Here is a 15,255-nt window from a genome sequence, read left to right as displayed (position 1 = left end):
CCCTGGGTGAATGTTGCTGGAAGTGTGGTATACATAATGCCAATCGTCAAGCGCTGGTTTGGCCGATCCGAAAAATCTTGCGACAGCAAGACTGACGTTTGCCTTGTGCGAAAAAGAAAGGGGCGCATCGCTGCGCCCCTTGTTGATCCCTGCAATGTCAGCGGCGGCTACGCCGTCTCGGTCTTTGCAGTGGTCTCGGCGCTGCCGGTTGCGGTGTTCGCGCTCTCGGCTTCCTTGCCGAGGATGAAGGAGCGGCGCATCGGCTTGATCACGAACAGCGCCGTCAGCGCCGCCGTCGCGTTCAAGGCGACCGCGACCACGAACACGGCCTTCCAGCCGTACGTCGCCGAGATCACGCTGGCGAGCGGGACGAGCAGGGAGGCGGTGCCTTTCGCGGTGTAGAGCATGCCGTTGTTGGTGGTCGCGAATTTTGAGCCGAAGGTGTCGCCGCAGGTCGCCGGGAACAGCGAGTAGATCTCGCCGAACACGCCAAAATACACCGCGGTCGCGAGCACGAACACGACCGGGACATGACCGTAAGCCGACAGCGTCAGCAGCATCAGCGCCGCCGTGCCGAAGGCGATGAACATGGTGTGCTCGCGGCCGATCGTGTCGGAGACCCAGCCGAAGAAGGGGCGTCCGAAACCGTCGAGGATGCGGTCGAGCGAGATCGCGAAGGTCAGTGCCGCCATCTGGAAGCCGGCCAGCGTGACCGGGGTGTCGGCGATCTTGAAGTCGTGCGCGATCGGGCCGATCTGCGCCGCGGTCATCAGGCCGCCGGATGCGACCATGACGAAGACGAGATACATCACCCAGAAAATAGGGCTGCGCAGCACCTGCGGCGGGGTGAAGTCGATCTTGGTCTGCGGCAGGTTGAGCTGCTTTTTCTTCGGCGGGATCGAGAGCCGCGGCGGCTGGATGAAGAAGGCGAGCACGAACACGATCACGCCCTGGCCGATGCCGAAGGTGAAGAAGGCGTGCTGATAGCCGCTCGATGCGATCATGGTCGCGATCGGCACGATGGTGAGCGCGGCGCCCGCGCCGAAGCCCGCGGCGGTCGCGCCGGCGGCAAGGCCCCGGCGGTCGGGAAACCATTTCAGCGCATTGCCGACGCAGGTGCCGTACACCGCGCCCGCACCCATGCCGCCGATGATCGCGGCCGCGTAGAGCAAGGTGAGGCTGTCGGCATAGGAGTTGAGAATCCAGGACAGTGCGATCATCACGCCGCCGAACATGATGACGATGCGCGGGCCGTATTTGTCGACGAACCAGGCCTCGATCGGCACCAGCCAGGTCTCGGTGACGACGAAGACGGTGAAGGCAAGCTGGATCGCGGCGCGTCCCCAGTGATGGGCCGCATCGATCGGATCGACGAACAACGTCCAGCCATATTGCAGGTTGGCGATCATCGCCATGCAGACGATGCCCATGACGAGCTGGAGCCAACGGAAACCGGTGCGAAGAGGCGCGGCCGTGACGGCGCCGTCCGTGCTGGAAATCATCAATAACCTCCCAACGCGCCTGATTGATCACGACTTGGGATGGCAAGATGACCCAGTGTCGCAAATATTGTGGCTTATCGTCGCAAGCGCTGCGCGGAGCTTGGTATACCATATTCCAGAATGCAAGCCCTATCTGCGGCGGATTGTCACAAATCTGCGGTTCCATTGGAGCGGGAACGTCGCTGCAAGACGTCGCCAAAACGAAAACGCCCGGCCGTGAGGCCGGGCGTCTGCTCGATGAAGAGCTGCGATGGAGCGTGTCAGACGGTCGATTTGGCGACCACGACCTTGCGCCAGGGCTTGAGCACCGCGATCGCCAGCAGCGAAGCCAGGATGTTGGCGCCGGCCGCGATGATGAACACGCTGTCCCACGTGCCGGACGACTGCTGCATGTAGTTGCCGATCGGGACCAGCAGTGCGGCGGTGCCCTTCGCAGTGTAGAGCAGGCCGGCATTGGTGGTCGCGAACTTGGCGCCGAACGTGTCGGTGCAGGTCGATGGGAACAGCGAGTAGATCTCACCCCAGGCGAAGAACACGAAGCCAGAGAGCAGCACGAACCAGATCGGATCGTGGCCCCAGAGGTAGAGCATCCAGATGCCGAAACCTTCCATGCCGAAGGCGATGAACATCGTGTTCTCGCGGCCGATCATGTCGGAGATCCAGCCGAAGAACGGACGCGTCAGGCCGTTGAGCACGCGGTCGATCGTGGCCGCGAAGGTCACCGCCGTCATCGTCACCGCCATCAGCGTGACCGGCACGTTGTCGACCTTCCAGTCGGCAGCGATGGGCTTCAGGTTGGCCGTCACCATCAAGCCGCCGGCGCCGACGATCACGAACATGAAGTACATCAGCCAGAAGATCGGCTGACGCAGCACCTCGGTCGGCTGGTAGTTGCGACGGGTCTGCAGCAGATTGGCATTGGCCACCACGTTCGGCACCTGGCCTGCTTTCGGCGCGAGCAGGAAGAAGGCGAGGATGCAGATGATGATGCCCTGTCCGAGGCCGAAATAGAGGAAGGTGGTCTGGAATCCACTGTCCTTGATCATGGCCTGGATCGGCGCGACGGTGAGCGCGGAGCCCGCACCGAAGCCCGCGGCCGTGATGCCCGCGGCAAGACCGCGCTTGTCCGGAAACCACTTCAGCGCGTTGCCGACGCAGGTGCCGTAGACGCCGCCGGCGCCGATGCCTGCGATGATCATGCCGAGATAGTAGCCGTTGAGCGTGGTGGCCTGGGCGTTGATCGCCCAGCCGATGGCGCAGAGCACGCCGCCGACCAGCACGACGATGCGCGGACCGTACTTGTCGACGAACCATCCCTCGATCGGGACCAGCCAGGTCTCGAACAGGACGAAGAGCGTAAAGGCCCATTGGATCGACGCGCGATCCCAGCCGAACTTCTTCTGGATGTCAGGGACGAAGAACGTCCAGCCGTATTGATAGTTGGCGATCATCACCATCGCGGCGACGCCAACCGCCAACTGCGTCCAGCGATAGGCATCGCTGACGCGCGCGACGCTTGGGGCCGCTGTTGACTGCACCATGTCTGTCATAAAAAACCCTCCCGAAGGCGCCGATCATTTTTATGCGTGCGCTGGTTCGCATCCTGGTATTCATTATGCCAAGATTCAAGCGAAGGACTGGAGGGTGCGGCGAAATATCGCGGATTCTTCACATGCACCATGGCTGCTCGATTGTAAAGCTCAATCGGCTTCCGGCCTGCGATCAACCCATTGATTTCGTGAGAAGTCTTGCTTGTCGTGGCGAAGCCGCAAGCAGGCGCGGGAATCCGTGCCTCCGCGATTTTCAGCTTCCGGTCGGTGGTGGGCGCTGCCCCCGGGCACATCGGTGCGCGGCCGTGCCGTGACCGGTCAATCCTGGAATTCTATATCCCAGTCGCTCGGCCGCCCGGCGGATTTGACGGCCGCCGACGCCGAATGCGCCGGCGCGCCTCACGCCATCGACATGCGCAGCCTGCTGTAGCCTTCCTGGATCGCGGACCAGAACAGGGCGACCAGACCGAGCGCCATGATGGTGCTGACGAGGCCGTTGGAGAAGAACACCCCGAGCGAGCCTTGCGATCCCAGCAGCGATTGGCGGAAGGCTTCCTCCGCCTTGTCGCCGAGCACGATGGCGAGCACGAGAGGTGCGAGCGGATAGTTGCACTTCTTCAGGAGATAGCCGAGCACGCCGAACACCAGCATCAGCATGACGTCGAAGGTGCTGTTGTGCACCGAATAGGCGCCGATCGCGCACAGCACCAGGATGAGCGGGGCGATGATTCCGAACGGCACGCGCAGGATCGCGGCGAAGAGCGGCACGCAGGTGAGCACGACGATGAGGCCGGCGAGATTGCCGAGATACATCGAGGCGATCAGGCCCCAGACGAATTCCTTCTGCTCGACGAACAGCATCGGACCCGGCTGCAGGCCCCAGATCAGGAGGCCGCCGAGCAGCACGGCGGCCGTCGGCGAGCCGGGCACGCCGAGCGACAGCATCGGCAGCAGCGCCGAGGTGCCCGCCGCATGCGCGGCCGTCTCCGGCGCGATCACGCCTTCGATCTCGCCCTTGCCGAAATTGTTGCCGCGCCGCGCCAGCCGCTTGGCGATGCCGTAGCTCATGAAGGATGCCGGCGTCGCTCCGGCGGGCGTGACGCCCATCCAGCAGCCGATCAGGCAGGAGCGCAGCGACGTCATCCAGTAGGTGGGCAGCTCGCGCCAGGTTTGAAGCACGACCCGAAGGTTGATGCTGGCATTGCCGCCGCGGAAGGCGAGCCCTTCCTCCATGGTCAGCAGGATCTCGCCGATCCCGAACAAGCCGATCACGGCGATCAGGAAGTCGAATCCGTTGAGCAGCTCGGTGACGCCGAAGGTGAGCCGCAACTGACCCGTGATCGAATCGAGGCCGACCGCCGCGAGCGCGAAGCCCATCATCATCGCCGCGATGGTCTTGAACGGCGGCTCCTTGCTGAGGCCGACGAAGCTGCAGAAGGCGAGGAAGTACACCGCGAACTTCTCCGCCGGACCAAATCGCAGCGCAAAGCCCGCGACCAGCGGTGCGACCAGCGTGATCATGATGACGGCAAACAGCGCGCCCACGAAGGAGGAGGTGAAGGCGGCCGTCAGGGCTTCACCGGGCTTGCCCTGCTGCGCCATGGGATAGCCGTCGAAGGTGGTCGCCACCGACCATGGCTCGCCGGGGATGTTGAACAGGATCGAGGTGATGGCGCCGCCGAACAATGCGCCCCAATAGATGCATGACAGCATGATGATCGCCGATGTCGGCGGCATGCTGAAGGTCAGGGGAAGCAGGATCGCCACGCCGTTGGCGCCCCCGAGCCCCGGCAGCACGCCGATGATGACCCCGAGCGTGATGCCGATGATCATCAGCATGATGTTGTAGGGCTGCAGGGCGACCGCGAAGCCGTGAAATAGATTGGCCAACTCTTCCATATCGATACGTCCTGCAGCAGCAATTGAATGAATGCGTGGCTCTTACAGACCGAGCCATTCCTCGAATGGCCCCTTGGGAAGCGGGACCAGGAACCAGCGCTCGAAAACGAGATAGGTCACCACCGGCATGCCGATTGCCACCGCGATGACCGTCAGCCAGCGATATCCGCCGAGCCAGCGCATGAACCAGGCGATGAAGACCATCGAGGCGACGTAGAGGCCGATGAACGGCATCGAGCCGACATAGATCGCGGTGGGCACGACGACGCTCATGACCTGGCGAAGCTGTCCCCATTCCGCGAACAGGCGGCCGTCGTCGTCGCGCTGCGCGTGCCACAGGTTGATGGCACTCGCGCCGACGATGACGGCGCCGACATAGAAGGGGAAGAACCCGGCTCGCGGACCTTCCGCGCCCCAGTTGATGCCGGCCTTCAGGCTGCCGAAGATCACGACGAGACCAAAGGCGCCGATCAACAGCGCCATGCCGATCTCCAGCGTCTTGTGGGCCGGGCCGGATTCGGATTGTTCAGTCATGGGAACTCCAGGCGGAATCGCAGTGTTTCGCGGCAGACGGGAGGACGACCGGCGTCCTCATCCGTCATCGGTGTCGCGGGGCAATCCGGGGATCAATTGCCCGGCGCGAGGAAACCGGCATCCTTCATCAGGCCTTCGTGGCGCTTCTCCTCCGCCTCGATCCATTTGGCGTAGTCGGCTCCAGCCAGGAAGGTCGTGTTGAAGGCGCCGCTCTTCATGAAATCCTGCCATTCCGGCGTGGCGCGGACCTTCTTGAACAGCTCGACGTAATATTCGACCTGATCCTTGGTGGTCTTGGGCGACATGAAGATGCCGCGCAGCATGAGATATTCCATCGCGAGGCCCTGTGATTTGCAGGTCGGAATATCCTTCCAGGCCTTGCCCTCGGCGATCGGCTCGTCATAGGCCATCGGCTGGGCGTCGAAGACGCAGAGCGGACGGAGCTTGCCGCCGCGCCATTGCGCGACCGCCTCGATCGGATTGTTGACGGTGGAATCGACGTGATTGCCGACGAGTTGAACCGCGACCTCGCCGCCGCCCTTGTAGGGGATGTAGGTGAACTTCGCGTCGATCGCCTTCTCGATGCCGACCGTAATGATCTGGTCTTCCTGCTTGGAGCCGGTGCCGCCCATCTTGAATGAGCCGCTTGGTGCCTTCTTCGCGGCGTCGACGTAATCCTTGACGCTGGTGTACGGCTTTTCGGCATTCACCCACAGCACGAATTCATCCAGCGCCAGCATCGCGACCGGAGTCAAATCCTTCCAGTTGAACGGAATCCCCGTTGCCAGCGGCGTCGTGAACAAGTTCGAGAGCGTGATGATGATCTTGTGCGGATTGCCCGACGACGTCTTCACGTCGAGAAAGCCTTCGCCGCCTGCACCGCCGGCCTTGTTGATGACGACCAGCGGCTGCTTCATGAGATTATGCTTGGTGACGATGCCCTGGATGGTTCGTGCCATCTGATCGGCGCCGCCACCGGTGCCCGCGGGCACGATGAACTCGACCGGACGAACCGGCTCCCAGGCCGCAAAACTTGCAGTGCTGCCGGCGCACGACATCGCCATTGCCGCCAAAGCGACATTCAGAATGAATGACTTCATCTCGTTTCTCTCCCTGTCGAAACGCGGCCGTTCTTTGCCGGCTCGCGTCAGCCCATCCGGATTCACACGCTTGGGGTCACCTTTGCGGTCGATCTCCCATTGCAGCCTCACCAACCAGAAGTTTATGAGCGGGGACAAGGCGCGACATCCGCTCCTTTGGGCTAAGGCTCCGCCATGATTGGCAAACGTGCCATGTCCTTGGCCGTTCCTGTCCCGCGCTCTGCATCCCCATCTAGCACCTTGGTCGTGCAATCGTTTTTGGTTGTCGAATGGTATGCGAGATGCCAGCTGGCTCACAATTGGACGGCCGGCCAGATCGGCGGACCAATCGTCGCAGTCGTGTTCGTAGGCCGAAGCGAGGACCAAAAGAAAATGGCCCCGACGAGGGGGGCCATTGATCAAACGTAGTTTCTGCGGTTGCCGGCCGCGCGCCGTTTCGGCTGCGTGGGGAAGGCCTTCTTACAGGCCGAAACGCGGCAGGTCGCCGTTGTGGTTCGAGATCTCGGCGCTCGCCATCAGGAAACGGTCGACCGCAGCCATAAAGCGGCTGAACAGCGAAGAAGAGGGGGCGAAAGCGACGGAAGCGGTCTTGGACATTGGAATTCCCTTTCTTGAGACGATCAGTCTTGGCGTCTCGTCTGGGGATGAAACTATGTATACCAGATGCCACTGTCCACGCGTTTGTTTGCATAGCAGCATAGAAAGTCTCGCATCGCAGCATAATGCCGGGTTAATGGGCCCGGTTCGGGCTCAGATGGCCCACCGAAAAACGGCTTTTCCGTCTTAGACGCCGTCCTCGGACGCTGAAGATAGCGATCAGGGGCCTATTCATTCGATTGAAGTGGAAACCGGGGCCCACCGGCGTGCGCCTGAAGCGAGCCTCAATGGCCGAGGGCTTTGCAGGGCAAGGCTTTCTTGGCAGGGCCAGGCTTGGCAGGGCAAGTCAAAGCCGCTAGTGGTCTGCCCCCTTCCAATCATCTGTCAGAGTGGTTCATGTCGAGCGCCTCGCCCGCCGTCTCGATCGGCATCGATTTTGGGACCAGCAACACGGTCGTCGCCCTCGCGGCGGACGACCGCCGGGTCGAGGCCATCCGCTTCGACCACGGCGGACAGCGCCATAGCGTCTACGTGTCGGCTTTGTGCTTCTGGGAGGACCGGCCGGGCGCCGGCGCCCAGGCCGAGGGCGGCCCCTGGGCGATCGAGCAATTCCTCGAAGGACGCCACGTCTACCGCTTCCTGCAGTCGTTCAAGACGTTTGCGGCGAGCAGCAGCTTCAACACCACGCAAGTGTTCCGGCAGCGCTTCAAGTTCGAGGATATTCTGGCGGCGTTCCTGCGGACGCTGGCGCGCCATGGCGGCGACAGGTTCGGCTTCGAGACCTCGACCATCACGGTCGGCCGCCCGGTGCGCTTCGCCGGCGGCAATCCCGACGAGGCGCTGGCGATGCAGCGCTACCGCGCCGCCTTCGAGCGCCTGGGCGCCGGCCATGCGCGCTATGTCTACGAGCCCGTGGGCGCGGCGTTCTCCTTTGCCCGAAGGCTGGAGCGCGATGCCACCGTGCTGGTTGCGGATTTCGGCGGCGGCACCAGCGATTTCTCCGTGATGCGTTTCTCGCGCGCGGGCGGCAGCCTTCGCGCCGAGCCACTCGGCCACGCCGGCATCGGCATCGCCGGCGACACGTTCGACTACCGCATCGTCGACCACGTCGTCTCGCCGCGGCTCGGCAAGGGCTCCAGCTTCCGCTCCTTCGACAAGGTGCTGCCGATCCCCAGCGGCCATTACACCAACCTCGCGCGCTGGCATCAACTGGCGATGATGAAGAGCAACGGCGATCTGCGCGAGCTGAGGGAGCTTGCGCGCACCGCGCTGAAGCCGAAGCTGCTGGAGGATTTCATCACCATCGTCGATCTCGACCTCGGCTTTTCGCTGTACCGTGCAGTGTCAAATGCCAAGGTTGCGCTGTCGGCGCAGGACGAGGTGGATTTCCGCTTCAAGGGCGGCGGCGTCGACATCGGCGCGGCCATCACGCGGAAGAATTTCGAATCCTGGATTGCCGACGACATCGCCCGGCTCGGGGCCACCGTCGACAAGGTGCTGGCCGAAGCCGGTATCACCGCGCGCGAGATCGAGAAGGTGTTCTTGACCGGCGGCACGTCCTTCGTACCGGCGGTGCGAAAACTGTTCGCCGAGCGGTTCGGCAACGAACGGCTGATGTCAGGCGACCAGTTCGAGTCGATCGCCTACGGCCTCGCGCTGATCGGGCACAGCCCCAACCCGGACCGCTGGACTGCCGGCGGCGGGCTCGAGGCGACGGCGCAGGCTTAACGATTCTCCGTCATTGCGAGCGTAGCGAAGCAATCCAGAATCCCTCCGCGGAAACACTCTGGATTGCTTCGCTACGCTCGCAATGACGGCGTGGGTAGAACGGCGCATCGGATCGAACAGTGCCGTAGGGTGGGCAAAGCGAAGCGTGCCCACGTGCCTGTCGCCGTATCGGGAAGATCGTGGGCACGGCGCAAGTGCGCCTTTGCCCACCCTACGGCACCAACGCCTTCGCTACTGATTGATCTCGGGCTCGACCAGCTTCGCCAGATTGCGCAGGGATTCCTGCCAGCCGAGATAGCAGGCCTCCGGCGGGATGACGTCGGGGATGCCGGCCTGCGTGATGTCCACTTCGGTGCCGACCGAGACCTTCTTCAGGATCACGGTAACCTCAATCTCTCCGGGCAGGTTGGGATCGTCGAACCTGTCGGTGTAGCGAAGGCGTTCACCGGGCACGAGCTCGAGATATTCACCGCCGAACGAATGGCTGTTGCCCGTCGTGAAATTCCGGAACGACATCTTGAACGTGCCGCCGACCTTGGGCTCGAAATGATGCACGGTGCAGGTGAAGCCGTTCGGCGGCAGCCATTTCGCCATCGCATCGGCCTCCAGGAAAGCGCGATAGACTTTTTGCGGGCTGGTCGCGAGAACGCGGTGCAGGCGGATCGTGCTGGGCATGGTTGTTATCCTCAGTGATTGATGGGCCCGAGATTGGCGTCTATGGCCCATTCATGTCACGAGGACGACCGGGAAGCCGCCGATCCGACATGGCATCTCGTTTTTTTTGTCGGCGGTCCTTCTGGCCGGGTTGCTAGATCGCTGCGACATCCTGTGGCGTCATCGTGAATGCCAGCCCGTAGCGGTCGATCATGATATCCTCGCGAGCGCCCGCTGCGTGAAGCGACGACGGCGAGAATTGGCCGGCGATCCCGGCGTCAACCACATTGGCATCGTAACCCGACAGCAGGACGATCCAGTCGGCAGCGCCGTCCCTGCCACGGATCTGCTGCTCGGTGGTGGGCGCGCTCGTGCGAGGCGTGTCGGTGAAGAGGAGGTGGGCGCCTGTCAGCCCCGGCCGCAGCGCCAATGCGCTGAGCGTTTCCGAGAGGCGCGTCTGCAATTGCGCATCCCGTCCGGCTTCCGGCGACAGCCTGATGGTGGCAAGCGAGGTCGCCACACCTCCGCCAAAGCTCGCGACGATCCGGCATTGGCTGCGGACCATGCCGAGATGATGCGGCATCATCCTGGTCGACCACGGCGTTGGCGCGTTGAGCCGGTCAAGATATCCCTTCGACGTGAGGGCCTCGTACTGCTCGAGCTCGTAGAGCACGAAAAAACCTTCGGCGTCCGTCGTGCTCGTCCATCGCGACCCGCGCCGGAAGCCGGGAATGCTCATCCGCTCCGGGAAGTGTTCATGCGAATGCCAGTCGCCGAACTCGGTGCGCTGCTCGGGGCGAACGCTCCACCACATCGCGACGGCGGCCTTGCCCAGTAGTGACATGGTGACCTCCCATTCCGAGCAGCAAGATCAGCCCGAATGTCTACGCCTCGTCAACGGAAGCCACAATTCCGCAGCCGTTCCTCGTTCGACTCCTAATCCGTTTCGCCAGAGGGGGGCCCCGCGTAGTCGCCTCAAACCTGGGACTGTTCCGCCGAGGTCCCTGGTGCAATTAAGCTTGGCCAAGCCTTGCAAGTGGGGATGGTGGGGTATACCCTGAATTCGTTCGTTCAGCCGCTGTGCCTTGTTGAATGCGCCCGCGGGCTCCTTTTCCATAGACATCGACGAATTGAATTGGTTCTGCGTGAGCGTCACGCGGAATGTGCGCTTGCGCGCTTTGGAGAAGAAAATGACGACAGGTACCGTGAAGTGGTTCAACGGCCAGAAGGGCTTTGGATTCATTCAGCCCGACGACGGCGGCAACGATGTGTTCGTTCACATCAGCGCGGTCGAGCGGGCTGGTCTTGCGGGTCTCGCTGAAGGCCAAAAGGTCAACTTCGAGGCCAAGACCGACAAGATGCGGGGCAAAGTCAGCGCTGAGAATCTCTCGCTGGCTTGAGCTCTCTAGTGCCGTTTCACGGATGTACTGAAACGGTAACGCTGCCCGCTCGATCGTAAGGATTGAGCGGGTTTTGTCTATTCGGAGCAGGGTGAAGGATGAGCGCCAGGAAATCGGCAGAACCGTCACCCGAAGGTATCGCGCGTTCCAACCGTCAGCGCCTGGCGGCTGAAGAAGGAGCGCGCGCGATGGCGGATGCCGAAAAGCAGGCGGTCGACGTTCGCAAGAACATGGCGCGGCTTCGGGAGCTGCGCGAAGCCAAGGAAGCGGCCGACGCAGCCCTTCGCGCATCAATGCCGGCACCAACCTCGACGAGGCGCAAGAAGAAGCCGCCGCAATAATCGACTTCAGCAGCGCCGTCGACGAAATCTGGAGAGGACCGGTCACATGCCAAAGAGTGCGGGTCGTGCCTAGAGCCAAGTCGGACGGTGGTGGCACAATCACTTTTTTTCTCGCGCTTGGCGCAGGCCGACAGATGTGCCGGCTCGCGACCACGTTCCAAACGCAGAAACAGGCTTTCAGCTATCTTCAGAAACACCGCACCGAGTTCGAGCGCATCGCGCGGACCCGGCTGGCGTCCGGGGAGCTCGAAGATGGCATCGTCGTTCTCTCGATGCTCTAGCTCAAGATCAGGTGCCAATTCGGCGGCCTTCACCGGCCGGATGTCAGATCGTAACCAGCGACAGGGCGCTTCCTATTCGGGCAAGCCTTTTTCAAGCAGCTCCTTCGACTTTGCCTCGCGGGCTAATCGCTCCGCCTTGAGCCGCTCCCGATTCTCGTTGAGGGAGTGCTGGTCCTTCGCATAGTCAGTCATGGGCTTCTGCGTCTTGACAGGCTTGAACGCCTTGTTGGCTTCGCGTTTGGCCCGATCAGAGGATTGATCTCTCAACATTTCGACCTCGCTTCGATCAGTGGGCGTGACCCGCAAGTGCCGGACGCGACGCCTCCCGCTTGCAAGCCGATTAGTCACCCTCTGAACGGGAGGGTGGACAATCCTTCAGTGTTGGGCGGGTCTGGCGCGAGGCTTGGTCACTCGCCGTGGAGGCGGCACGCTCGCACTGCTGAGAGCATGCCGGTCGAAGCAATAACGGCCGGCCTGCGGTCCGGTTCCTTCGGCGCGAACAAAAAGGCCGCCGAAACCGGCGGCCTTTCGCGCATGCAGCGAGCTTGCTTACTCCGCGGCCTGCTTCTGCGGCGGGTCGAGCGCGCCGGACTTGTGGATGTCGGCGACTTGGTGGTCGCTGAAGCCGAGCACGGAGCGCAGGATCTCGTCGGTGTGCTCGCCGAGCAGCGGGGACCGCTCGACGTCACTCGGAGAATCCGACAGCTTAATCGGGTTGCCGACCGAAATGTACTTGCCGCGGGTGGGGTGGTCGACTTCGACCAAGGTACCAGTGGCGCGCAGCGACTGGTCCTCGATGATCTCCTTCATCGACAGGATCGGGCCGCAGGGGATGTCGTCCTTGTTGAGGATTTCCATCGCCTCGAACTTGGTCTTCGTCATCGTCCACTTCTCGATGCGGGCGAAAATCTCGTTCAGGCGCGACAGCCGGGCCGGCGGCTTGGCGTAGTCGGGATGAGTCTTCCAGCCGGGTTCGCCGATCACGTCGCAGATCTTCTCCCAGACCGGCGCCTGGGTGATGAAGTAGAGGTAGGCGTTGGGATCGGTCTCCCAGCCTTTGCACTTGACGATGCGGCCGGGCTGGCCGCCGCCGGAATCATTGCCGGCGCGCGGCACGGCGTCGCCGAACGGAATGCCTTCGCCGTACTGGCTGTATTCCTTCAGCGGGCCATGGGCGAGGCGCTGCTGGTCGCGCAGTTTTACGCGCGCGAGGTTGAGTACGCCGTCCTGCATCGCAGCCGTAACCTTCTGGCCCTTGCCGGTGACGGTGCGCTGGTAGAGCGCGGTGACGATGCCGAGCGCGAGGTGGAGGCCGGTGCCGCTGTCGCCGATCTGCGCGCCGGTGACGAGCGGAAGACCGTCGCGGAAGCCGGTGGTGGAGGCGGCGCCGCCGGTGCACTGCGCGACGTTCTCATAGACCTTGCAGTCTTCGTACGGTCCGGGGCCGAAGCCCTTGATCGAGGCGACGATCATCTTCGGGTTGATCGCCTGGATCTTCTCCCAGGGGAAGCCCATGCGGTCGAGCACGCCGGGGCCGAAGTTTTCGACCAGCACGTCGCACTTCTTGATCAGCTCCGTGAGGACTTCCTTGCCCTTGGGGTTCTTGGTGTCGAGCGTGATCGAGCGCTTGTTGTGGTTGAGCATGGTGAAATACAGGCTGTCCACGTTCGGGATGTCCTGCAGCTGGCCGCGGGTGATGTCACCCACGCCCGGACGTTCCACCTTGATCACGTCGGCGCCGAACCAGGCCAGCAGCTGCGTGCAGGTCGGTCCTGACTGAACGTGGGTGAAGTCGAGAATGCGAACGCCCGTGAGCGCTTTGGTCATCGTGTTGCTCCGTACTCTGTGTCTGCCCCCGCCAACCGCAGGGAATCAAGGGTTGAGGGGTGGACTTACTTCTTCTTCTGCAGAACGCTCTGCGGATTGAGGTTGCCGATGCGGCCGCTCTCCGAGCCGGCGGCCGGATCGATCACCGCGTTGATGAGCGTCGGCTTGCCGGACTTCATGGCTTCGTTGACGGCGCGCTTGAGCTCGTCCGGCGAGGTCGCGTTGACGCCGACGCCGCCGAAGGCTTCCATCATCTTGTCGTAGCGCGCGCCCTTGACGAACACCGTCGTTGCGGGATCGGCGTTGGCGCCGTTGACGTCGGTGCCGCGATAGATGCCGTCATTGTTGAAGATGACGACGCAGATCGGCAGGTTGTAGCGGCAGATGGTCTCGACTTCCATGCCGGAGAAGCCGAAGGCCGAGTCGCCTTCCACTGCGAGCACGGGGTGGCCGGTCTCGAGCGCAGCCGCGATCGCCTGGCCCATGCCGATGCCCATCACGCCCCAGGTGCCGACGTCGAGACGCTTGCGCGGCCGGTACATGTCGATGACGCCGCGGGCGAGGTCGAGCGTGTTGGCGCCTTCGTTGACGAGGATCGCCTCGGGATAGTCCTTGATGACGTTCTTCAGCACGCCGAGCGCGCCGTGATAGTCCATCGGCGACTTGTTGTTCATGAGCTTCGGCGCCATCTTGGCGACGTTCTCTTCGCGCTTGGACGAGATCGCCTTGGTCCATTCGGCAGGCGGAGCGGTCCAGCCCGATGCCATCGCCTGGTTGAAGGCGGAGACGACCGAGCCGATGTCGCCGACCACGGGCGCGACGATCTCGACGTTGGAGTCCATCTCGCGCGGCTCGATATCGACCTGGATGAACTTCTTGGGCGCTTCGCCCCAGCTCTTGCCCTTGCCGTGCGAGAGCAGCCAGTTCAGCCGCGCGCCGATCAGCATGACGACGTCGGATTCCTTCAGCACGGTCGAGCGGGCCGCACCAGCGCATTGCGGATGGGTGTCGGGCAGGAGGCCCTTGGCCATGCTCATCGGCAGGAACGGCACGCCGCTCTTCTCGACGAAGGATTTGATCTCTTCGTCGGCCTGCGCGTAGGCCGCGCCCTTGCCGAGGATGATGAGCGGACGCTTGGCACCCTTGAGCACGTCGAGCGCACGCTTGACCGAAGCGGGCGAGGGGATCTGCGCGGGCGCAGCGTCGATCACCTTGACCAGCGACTTCTGGCCGGCATCGGCACTCATCACCTGCCCGAACAGCTTGGCCGGCAGGTCGAGATAGACGCCGCCCGGACGGCCCGAGACCGCAGCGCGGATGGCGCGGGCCAGACCGATGCCGATGTCCTGCGCGTGCAGCACGCGATAGGCCGCCTTGCACAGCGGCTTCGCAATCGCGAGCTGGTCCATTTCCTCGTAGTCGCCCTGCTGCAGGTCGACGATCTCGCGCTCGGAGGAGCCCGAGACCAGGATCATCGGGTAGCAGTTGGTGGTGGCGTGCGCGAGCGCGGTGAGACCATTGAGGAAGCCGGGCGCGGAGACCGTGAGGCAGACGCCGGGCTTCTTGGTGAGATAGCCGGCGATGCCTGCGGCGTAACCGGCGTTCTGCTCGTGGCGGAAGGAGATCACGCGGATGCCCTCGGCCTGCGCCATGCGGCCCAAATCCGTGATCGGGATGCCCGGCACATTATAGATGGTGTTGATGCCGTTCAGCTTGAGCGCGTCGATGACGAGATGGAAGCCATCCGTCAGCTCCTGCTCGGTGCCCGGTGCCTCGGACTTGGTCGCGGTATTCAGCATGGGCCTTGTCTCCCTGGTCTCAGATAGTGGGGCGAATTGTTCG

15 protein-coding genes are annotated in these 15,255 nt (G+C 63.1%); 4 read left to right on the top strand and 11 right to left on the bottom strand.

Annotated features, from left to right (window positions below; all coding sequences use genetic code 11):
- Positions 1-167 precede the first annotated feature (167 nt).
- From oxlT (RAD10_RS21485) to RAD10_RS21460, 6 genes are all read right to left on the bottom strand, one after another.
- Positions 168-1,502, bottom strand: a complete 1,335-nt coding sequence (oxlT, locus tag RAD10_RS21485; RefSeq protein ID WP_461619152.1) for an oxalate/formate MFS antiporter — start codon at positions 1,500-1,502, stop codon at positions 168-170.
- A 260-nt stretch (positions 1,503-1,762) separates the two neighbouring features.
- Entirely contained in the window at positions 1,763-3,052 is a 1,290-nt protein-coding gene (oxlT, locus tag RAD10_RS21480) for an oxalate/formate MFS antiporter (protein ID WP_461619151.1), read from the bottom strand.
- 399 nt (positions 3,053-3,451) lie between these two features.
- Positions 3,452-4,951 (bottom strand): tripartite tricarboxylate transporter permease, encoded by a 1,500-nt coding sequence (locus tag RAD10_RS21475; RefSeq protein ID WP_028143032.1) that lies wholly within the window; start codon positions 4,949-4,951, stop codon positions 3,452-3,454.
- A gap of 42 nt (positions 4,952-4,993) precedes the next feature.
- Positions 4,994-5,485, bottom strand: a complete 492-nt coding sequence (locus tag RAD10_RS21470) for a tripartite tricarboxylate transporter TctB family protein (RefSeq protein WP_461619150.1) — start codon at positions 5,483-5,485, stop codon at positions 4,994-4,996.
- A 92-nt stretch (positions 5,486-5,577) separates the two neighbouring features.
- Positions 5,578-6,585 (bottom strand): Bug family tripartite tricarboxylate transporter substrate binding protein, encoded by a 1,008-nt coding sequence (locus RAD10_RS21465; protein ID WP_461619149.1) that lies wholly within the window; start codon positions 6,583-6,585, stop codon positions 5,578-5,580.
- A gap of 459 nt (positions 6,586-7,044) precedes the next feature.
- On the bottom strand, positions 7,045-7,182 hold the full coding sequence (locus RAD10_RS21460; RefSeq protein WP_162832240.1) for a hypothetical protein: 138 nt from the start codon (positions 7,180-7,182) through the stop codon (positions 7,045-7,047).
- A gap of 396 nt (positions 7,183-7,578) precedes the next feature.
- On the opposite strand from RAD10_RS21460, the gene RAD10_RS21455 reads away from it, so the two are divergent.
- A complete protein-coding gene (locus RAD10_RS21455) occupies positions 7,579-8,910 on the top strand; it encodes an Hsp70 family protein (RefSeq protein WP_461619148.1) in 1,332 nt (443 codons plus the stop codon).
- A 231-nt stretch (positions 8,911-9,141) separates the two neighbouring features.
- On the opposite strand, the gene RAD10_RS21450 is transcribed toward RAD10_RS21455, so the two are convergent.
- Together RAD10_RS21450 and RAD10_RS21445 are read right to left on the bottom strand one after the other, a co-directional pair.
- Complete coding sequence (locus tag RAD10_RS21450; RefSeq protein WP_461619147.1) at positions 9,142-9,585, bottom strand: SRPBCC family protein; 444 nt, start codon at positions 9,583-9,585, stop codon at positions 9,142-9,144.
- 133 nt (positions 9,586-9,718) lie between these two features.
- Positions 9,719-10,408: a hypothetical protein gene (locus RAD10_RS21445; protein ID WP_461619146.1), complete on the bottom strand. Its 690-nt coding sequence runs from the start codon at positions 10,406-10,408 to the stop codon at positions 9,719-9,721.
- Positions 10,409-10,754: 346 nt separating this feature from the next.
- Between RAD10_RS21445 and RAD10_RS21440 the strand changes: the two genes are divergently transcribed.
- From RAD10_RS21440 to RAD10_RS21430, 3 genes are all read left to right on the top strand, one after another.
- The gene (locus RAD10_RS21440) at positions 10,755-10,964 is read left to right on the top strand and encodes a cold-shock protein (protein ID WP_026201564.1); all 210 of its coding nucleotides are present in this window, start codon (positions 10,755-10,757) and stop codon (positions 10,962-10,964) included.
- 98 nt (positions 10,965-11,062) lie between these two features.
- Complete coding sequence (locus RAD10_RS21435) at positions 11,063-11,305, top strand: transcriptional regulator (protein ID WP_461619145.1); 243 nt, start codon at positions 11,063-11,065, stop codon at positions 11,303-11,305.
- A 56-nt stretch (positions 11,306-11,361) separates the two neighbouring features.
- Positions 11,362-11,586, top strand: coding sequence for a hypothetical protein (locus tag RAD10_RS21430; RefSeq protein WP_018315861.1), 225 nt, complete (start codon positions 11,362-11,364; stop codon positions 11,584-11,586).
- Positions 11,587-11,658: 72 nt separating this feature from the next.
- On the opposite strand, the gene RAD10_RS21425 is transcribed toward RAD10_RS21430, so the two are convergent.
- The 3 genes from RAD10_RS21425 to oxc form a co-directional block, all read right to left on the bottom strand.
- On the bottom strand, positions 11,659-11,856 hold the full coding sequence (locus RAD10_RS21425) for a hypothetical protein (protein ID WP_104463936.1): 198 nt from the start codon (positions 11,854-11,856) through the stop codon (positions 11,659-11,661).
- A 279-nt stretch (positions 11,857-12,135) separates the two neighbouring features.
- Positions 12,136-13,413 (bottom strand): formyl-CoA transferase, encoded by a 1,278-nt coding sequence (gene frc / locus RAD10_RS21420; RefSeq protein ID WP_461619144.1) that lies wholly within the window; start codon positions 13,411-13,413, stop codon positions 12,136-12,138.
- A 65-nt stretch (positions 13,414-13,478) separates the two neighbouring features.
- Positions 13,479-15,212, bottom strand: coding sequence for an oxalyl-CoA decarboxylase (oxc, locus tag RAD10_RS21415; RefSeq protein ID WP_461619143.1), 1,734 nt, complete (start codon positions 15,210-15,212; stop codon positions 13,479-13,481).
- Positions 15,213-15,255: the final 43 nt, after the last annotated feature.

The organism is Bradyrhizobium sp. 23AC, assembly GCF_054863025.1.
The sequence above is the reverse complement of the archived record's forward strand: the minus strand, read 5'-3'. Positions and strand labels throughout refer to the sequence as shown.

Excerpts from the sequence above, each read along its gene's own strand:
- oxlT (WP_461619152.1), bottom strand. The coding sequence starts at position 1,502 with ATGATTTCCAGCACGGACGGCGCCGTCACGGCCGCGCCTCTTCGCACC.
- oxlT (WP_461619151.1), bottom strand. The coding sequence starts at position 3,052 with ATGACAGACATGGTGCAGTCAACAGCGGCCCCAAGCGTCGCGCGCGTC.
- RAD10_RS21475 (WP_028143032.1), bottom strand. The coding sequence starts at position 4,951 with ATGGAAGAGTTGGCCAATCTATTTCACGGCTTCGCGGTCGCCCTGCAG.
- RAD10_RS21470 (WP_461619150.1), bottom strand. The coding sequence starts at position 5,485 with ATGACTGAACAATCCGAATCCGGCCCGGCCCACAAGACGCTGGAGATC.
- RAD10_RS21465 (WP_461619149.1), bottom strand. The coding sequence starts at position 6,585 with ATGAAGTCATTCATTCTGAATGTCGCTTTGGCGGCAATGGCGATGTCG.
- RAD10_RS21460 (WP_162832240.1), bottom strand. The coding sequence starts at position 7,182 with ATGTCCAAGACCGCTTCCGTCGCTTTCGCCCCCTCTTCTTCGCTGTTC.
- RAD10_RS21455 (WP_461619148.1), top strand. The coding sequence starts at position 7,579 with ATGTCGAGCGCCTCGCCCGCCGTCTCGATCGGCATCGATTTTGGGACC.
- RAD10_RS21450 (WP_461619147.1), bottom strand. The coding sequence starts at position 9,585 with ATGCCCAGCACGATCCGCCTGCACCGCGTTCTCGCGACCAGCCCGCAA.
- RAD10_RS21445 (WP_461619146.1), bottom strand. The coding sequence starts at position 10,408 with ATGTCACTACTGGGCAAGGCCGCCGTCGCGATGTGGTGGAGCGTTCGC.
- RAD10_RS21440 (WP_026201564.1), top strand. The coding sequence starts at position 10,755 with ATGACGACAGGTACCGTGAAGTGGTTCAACGGCCAGAAGGGCTTTGGA.
- RAD10_RS21435 (WP_461619145.1), top strand. The coding sequence starts at position 11,063 with ATGAGCGCCAGGAAATCGGCAGAACCGTCACCCGAAGGTATCGCGCGT.
- RAD10_RS21425 (WP_104463936.1), bottom strand. The coding sequence starts at position 11,856 with ATGTTGAGAGATCAATCCTCTGATCGGGCCAAACGCGAAGCCAACAAG.
- frc (WP_461619144.1), bottom strand. The coding sequence starts at position 13,413 with ATGACCAAAGCGCTCACGGGCGTTCGCATTCTCGACTTCACCCACGTT.
- oxc (WP_461619143.1), bottom strand. The coding sequence starts at position 15,212 with ATGCTGAATACCGCGACCAAGTCCGAGGCACCGGGCACCGAGCAGGAG.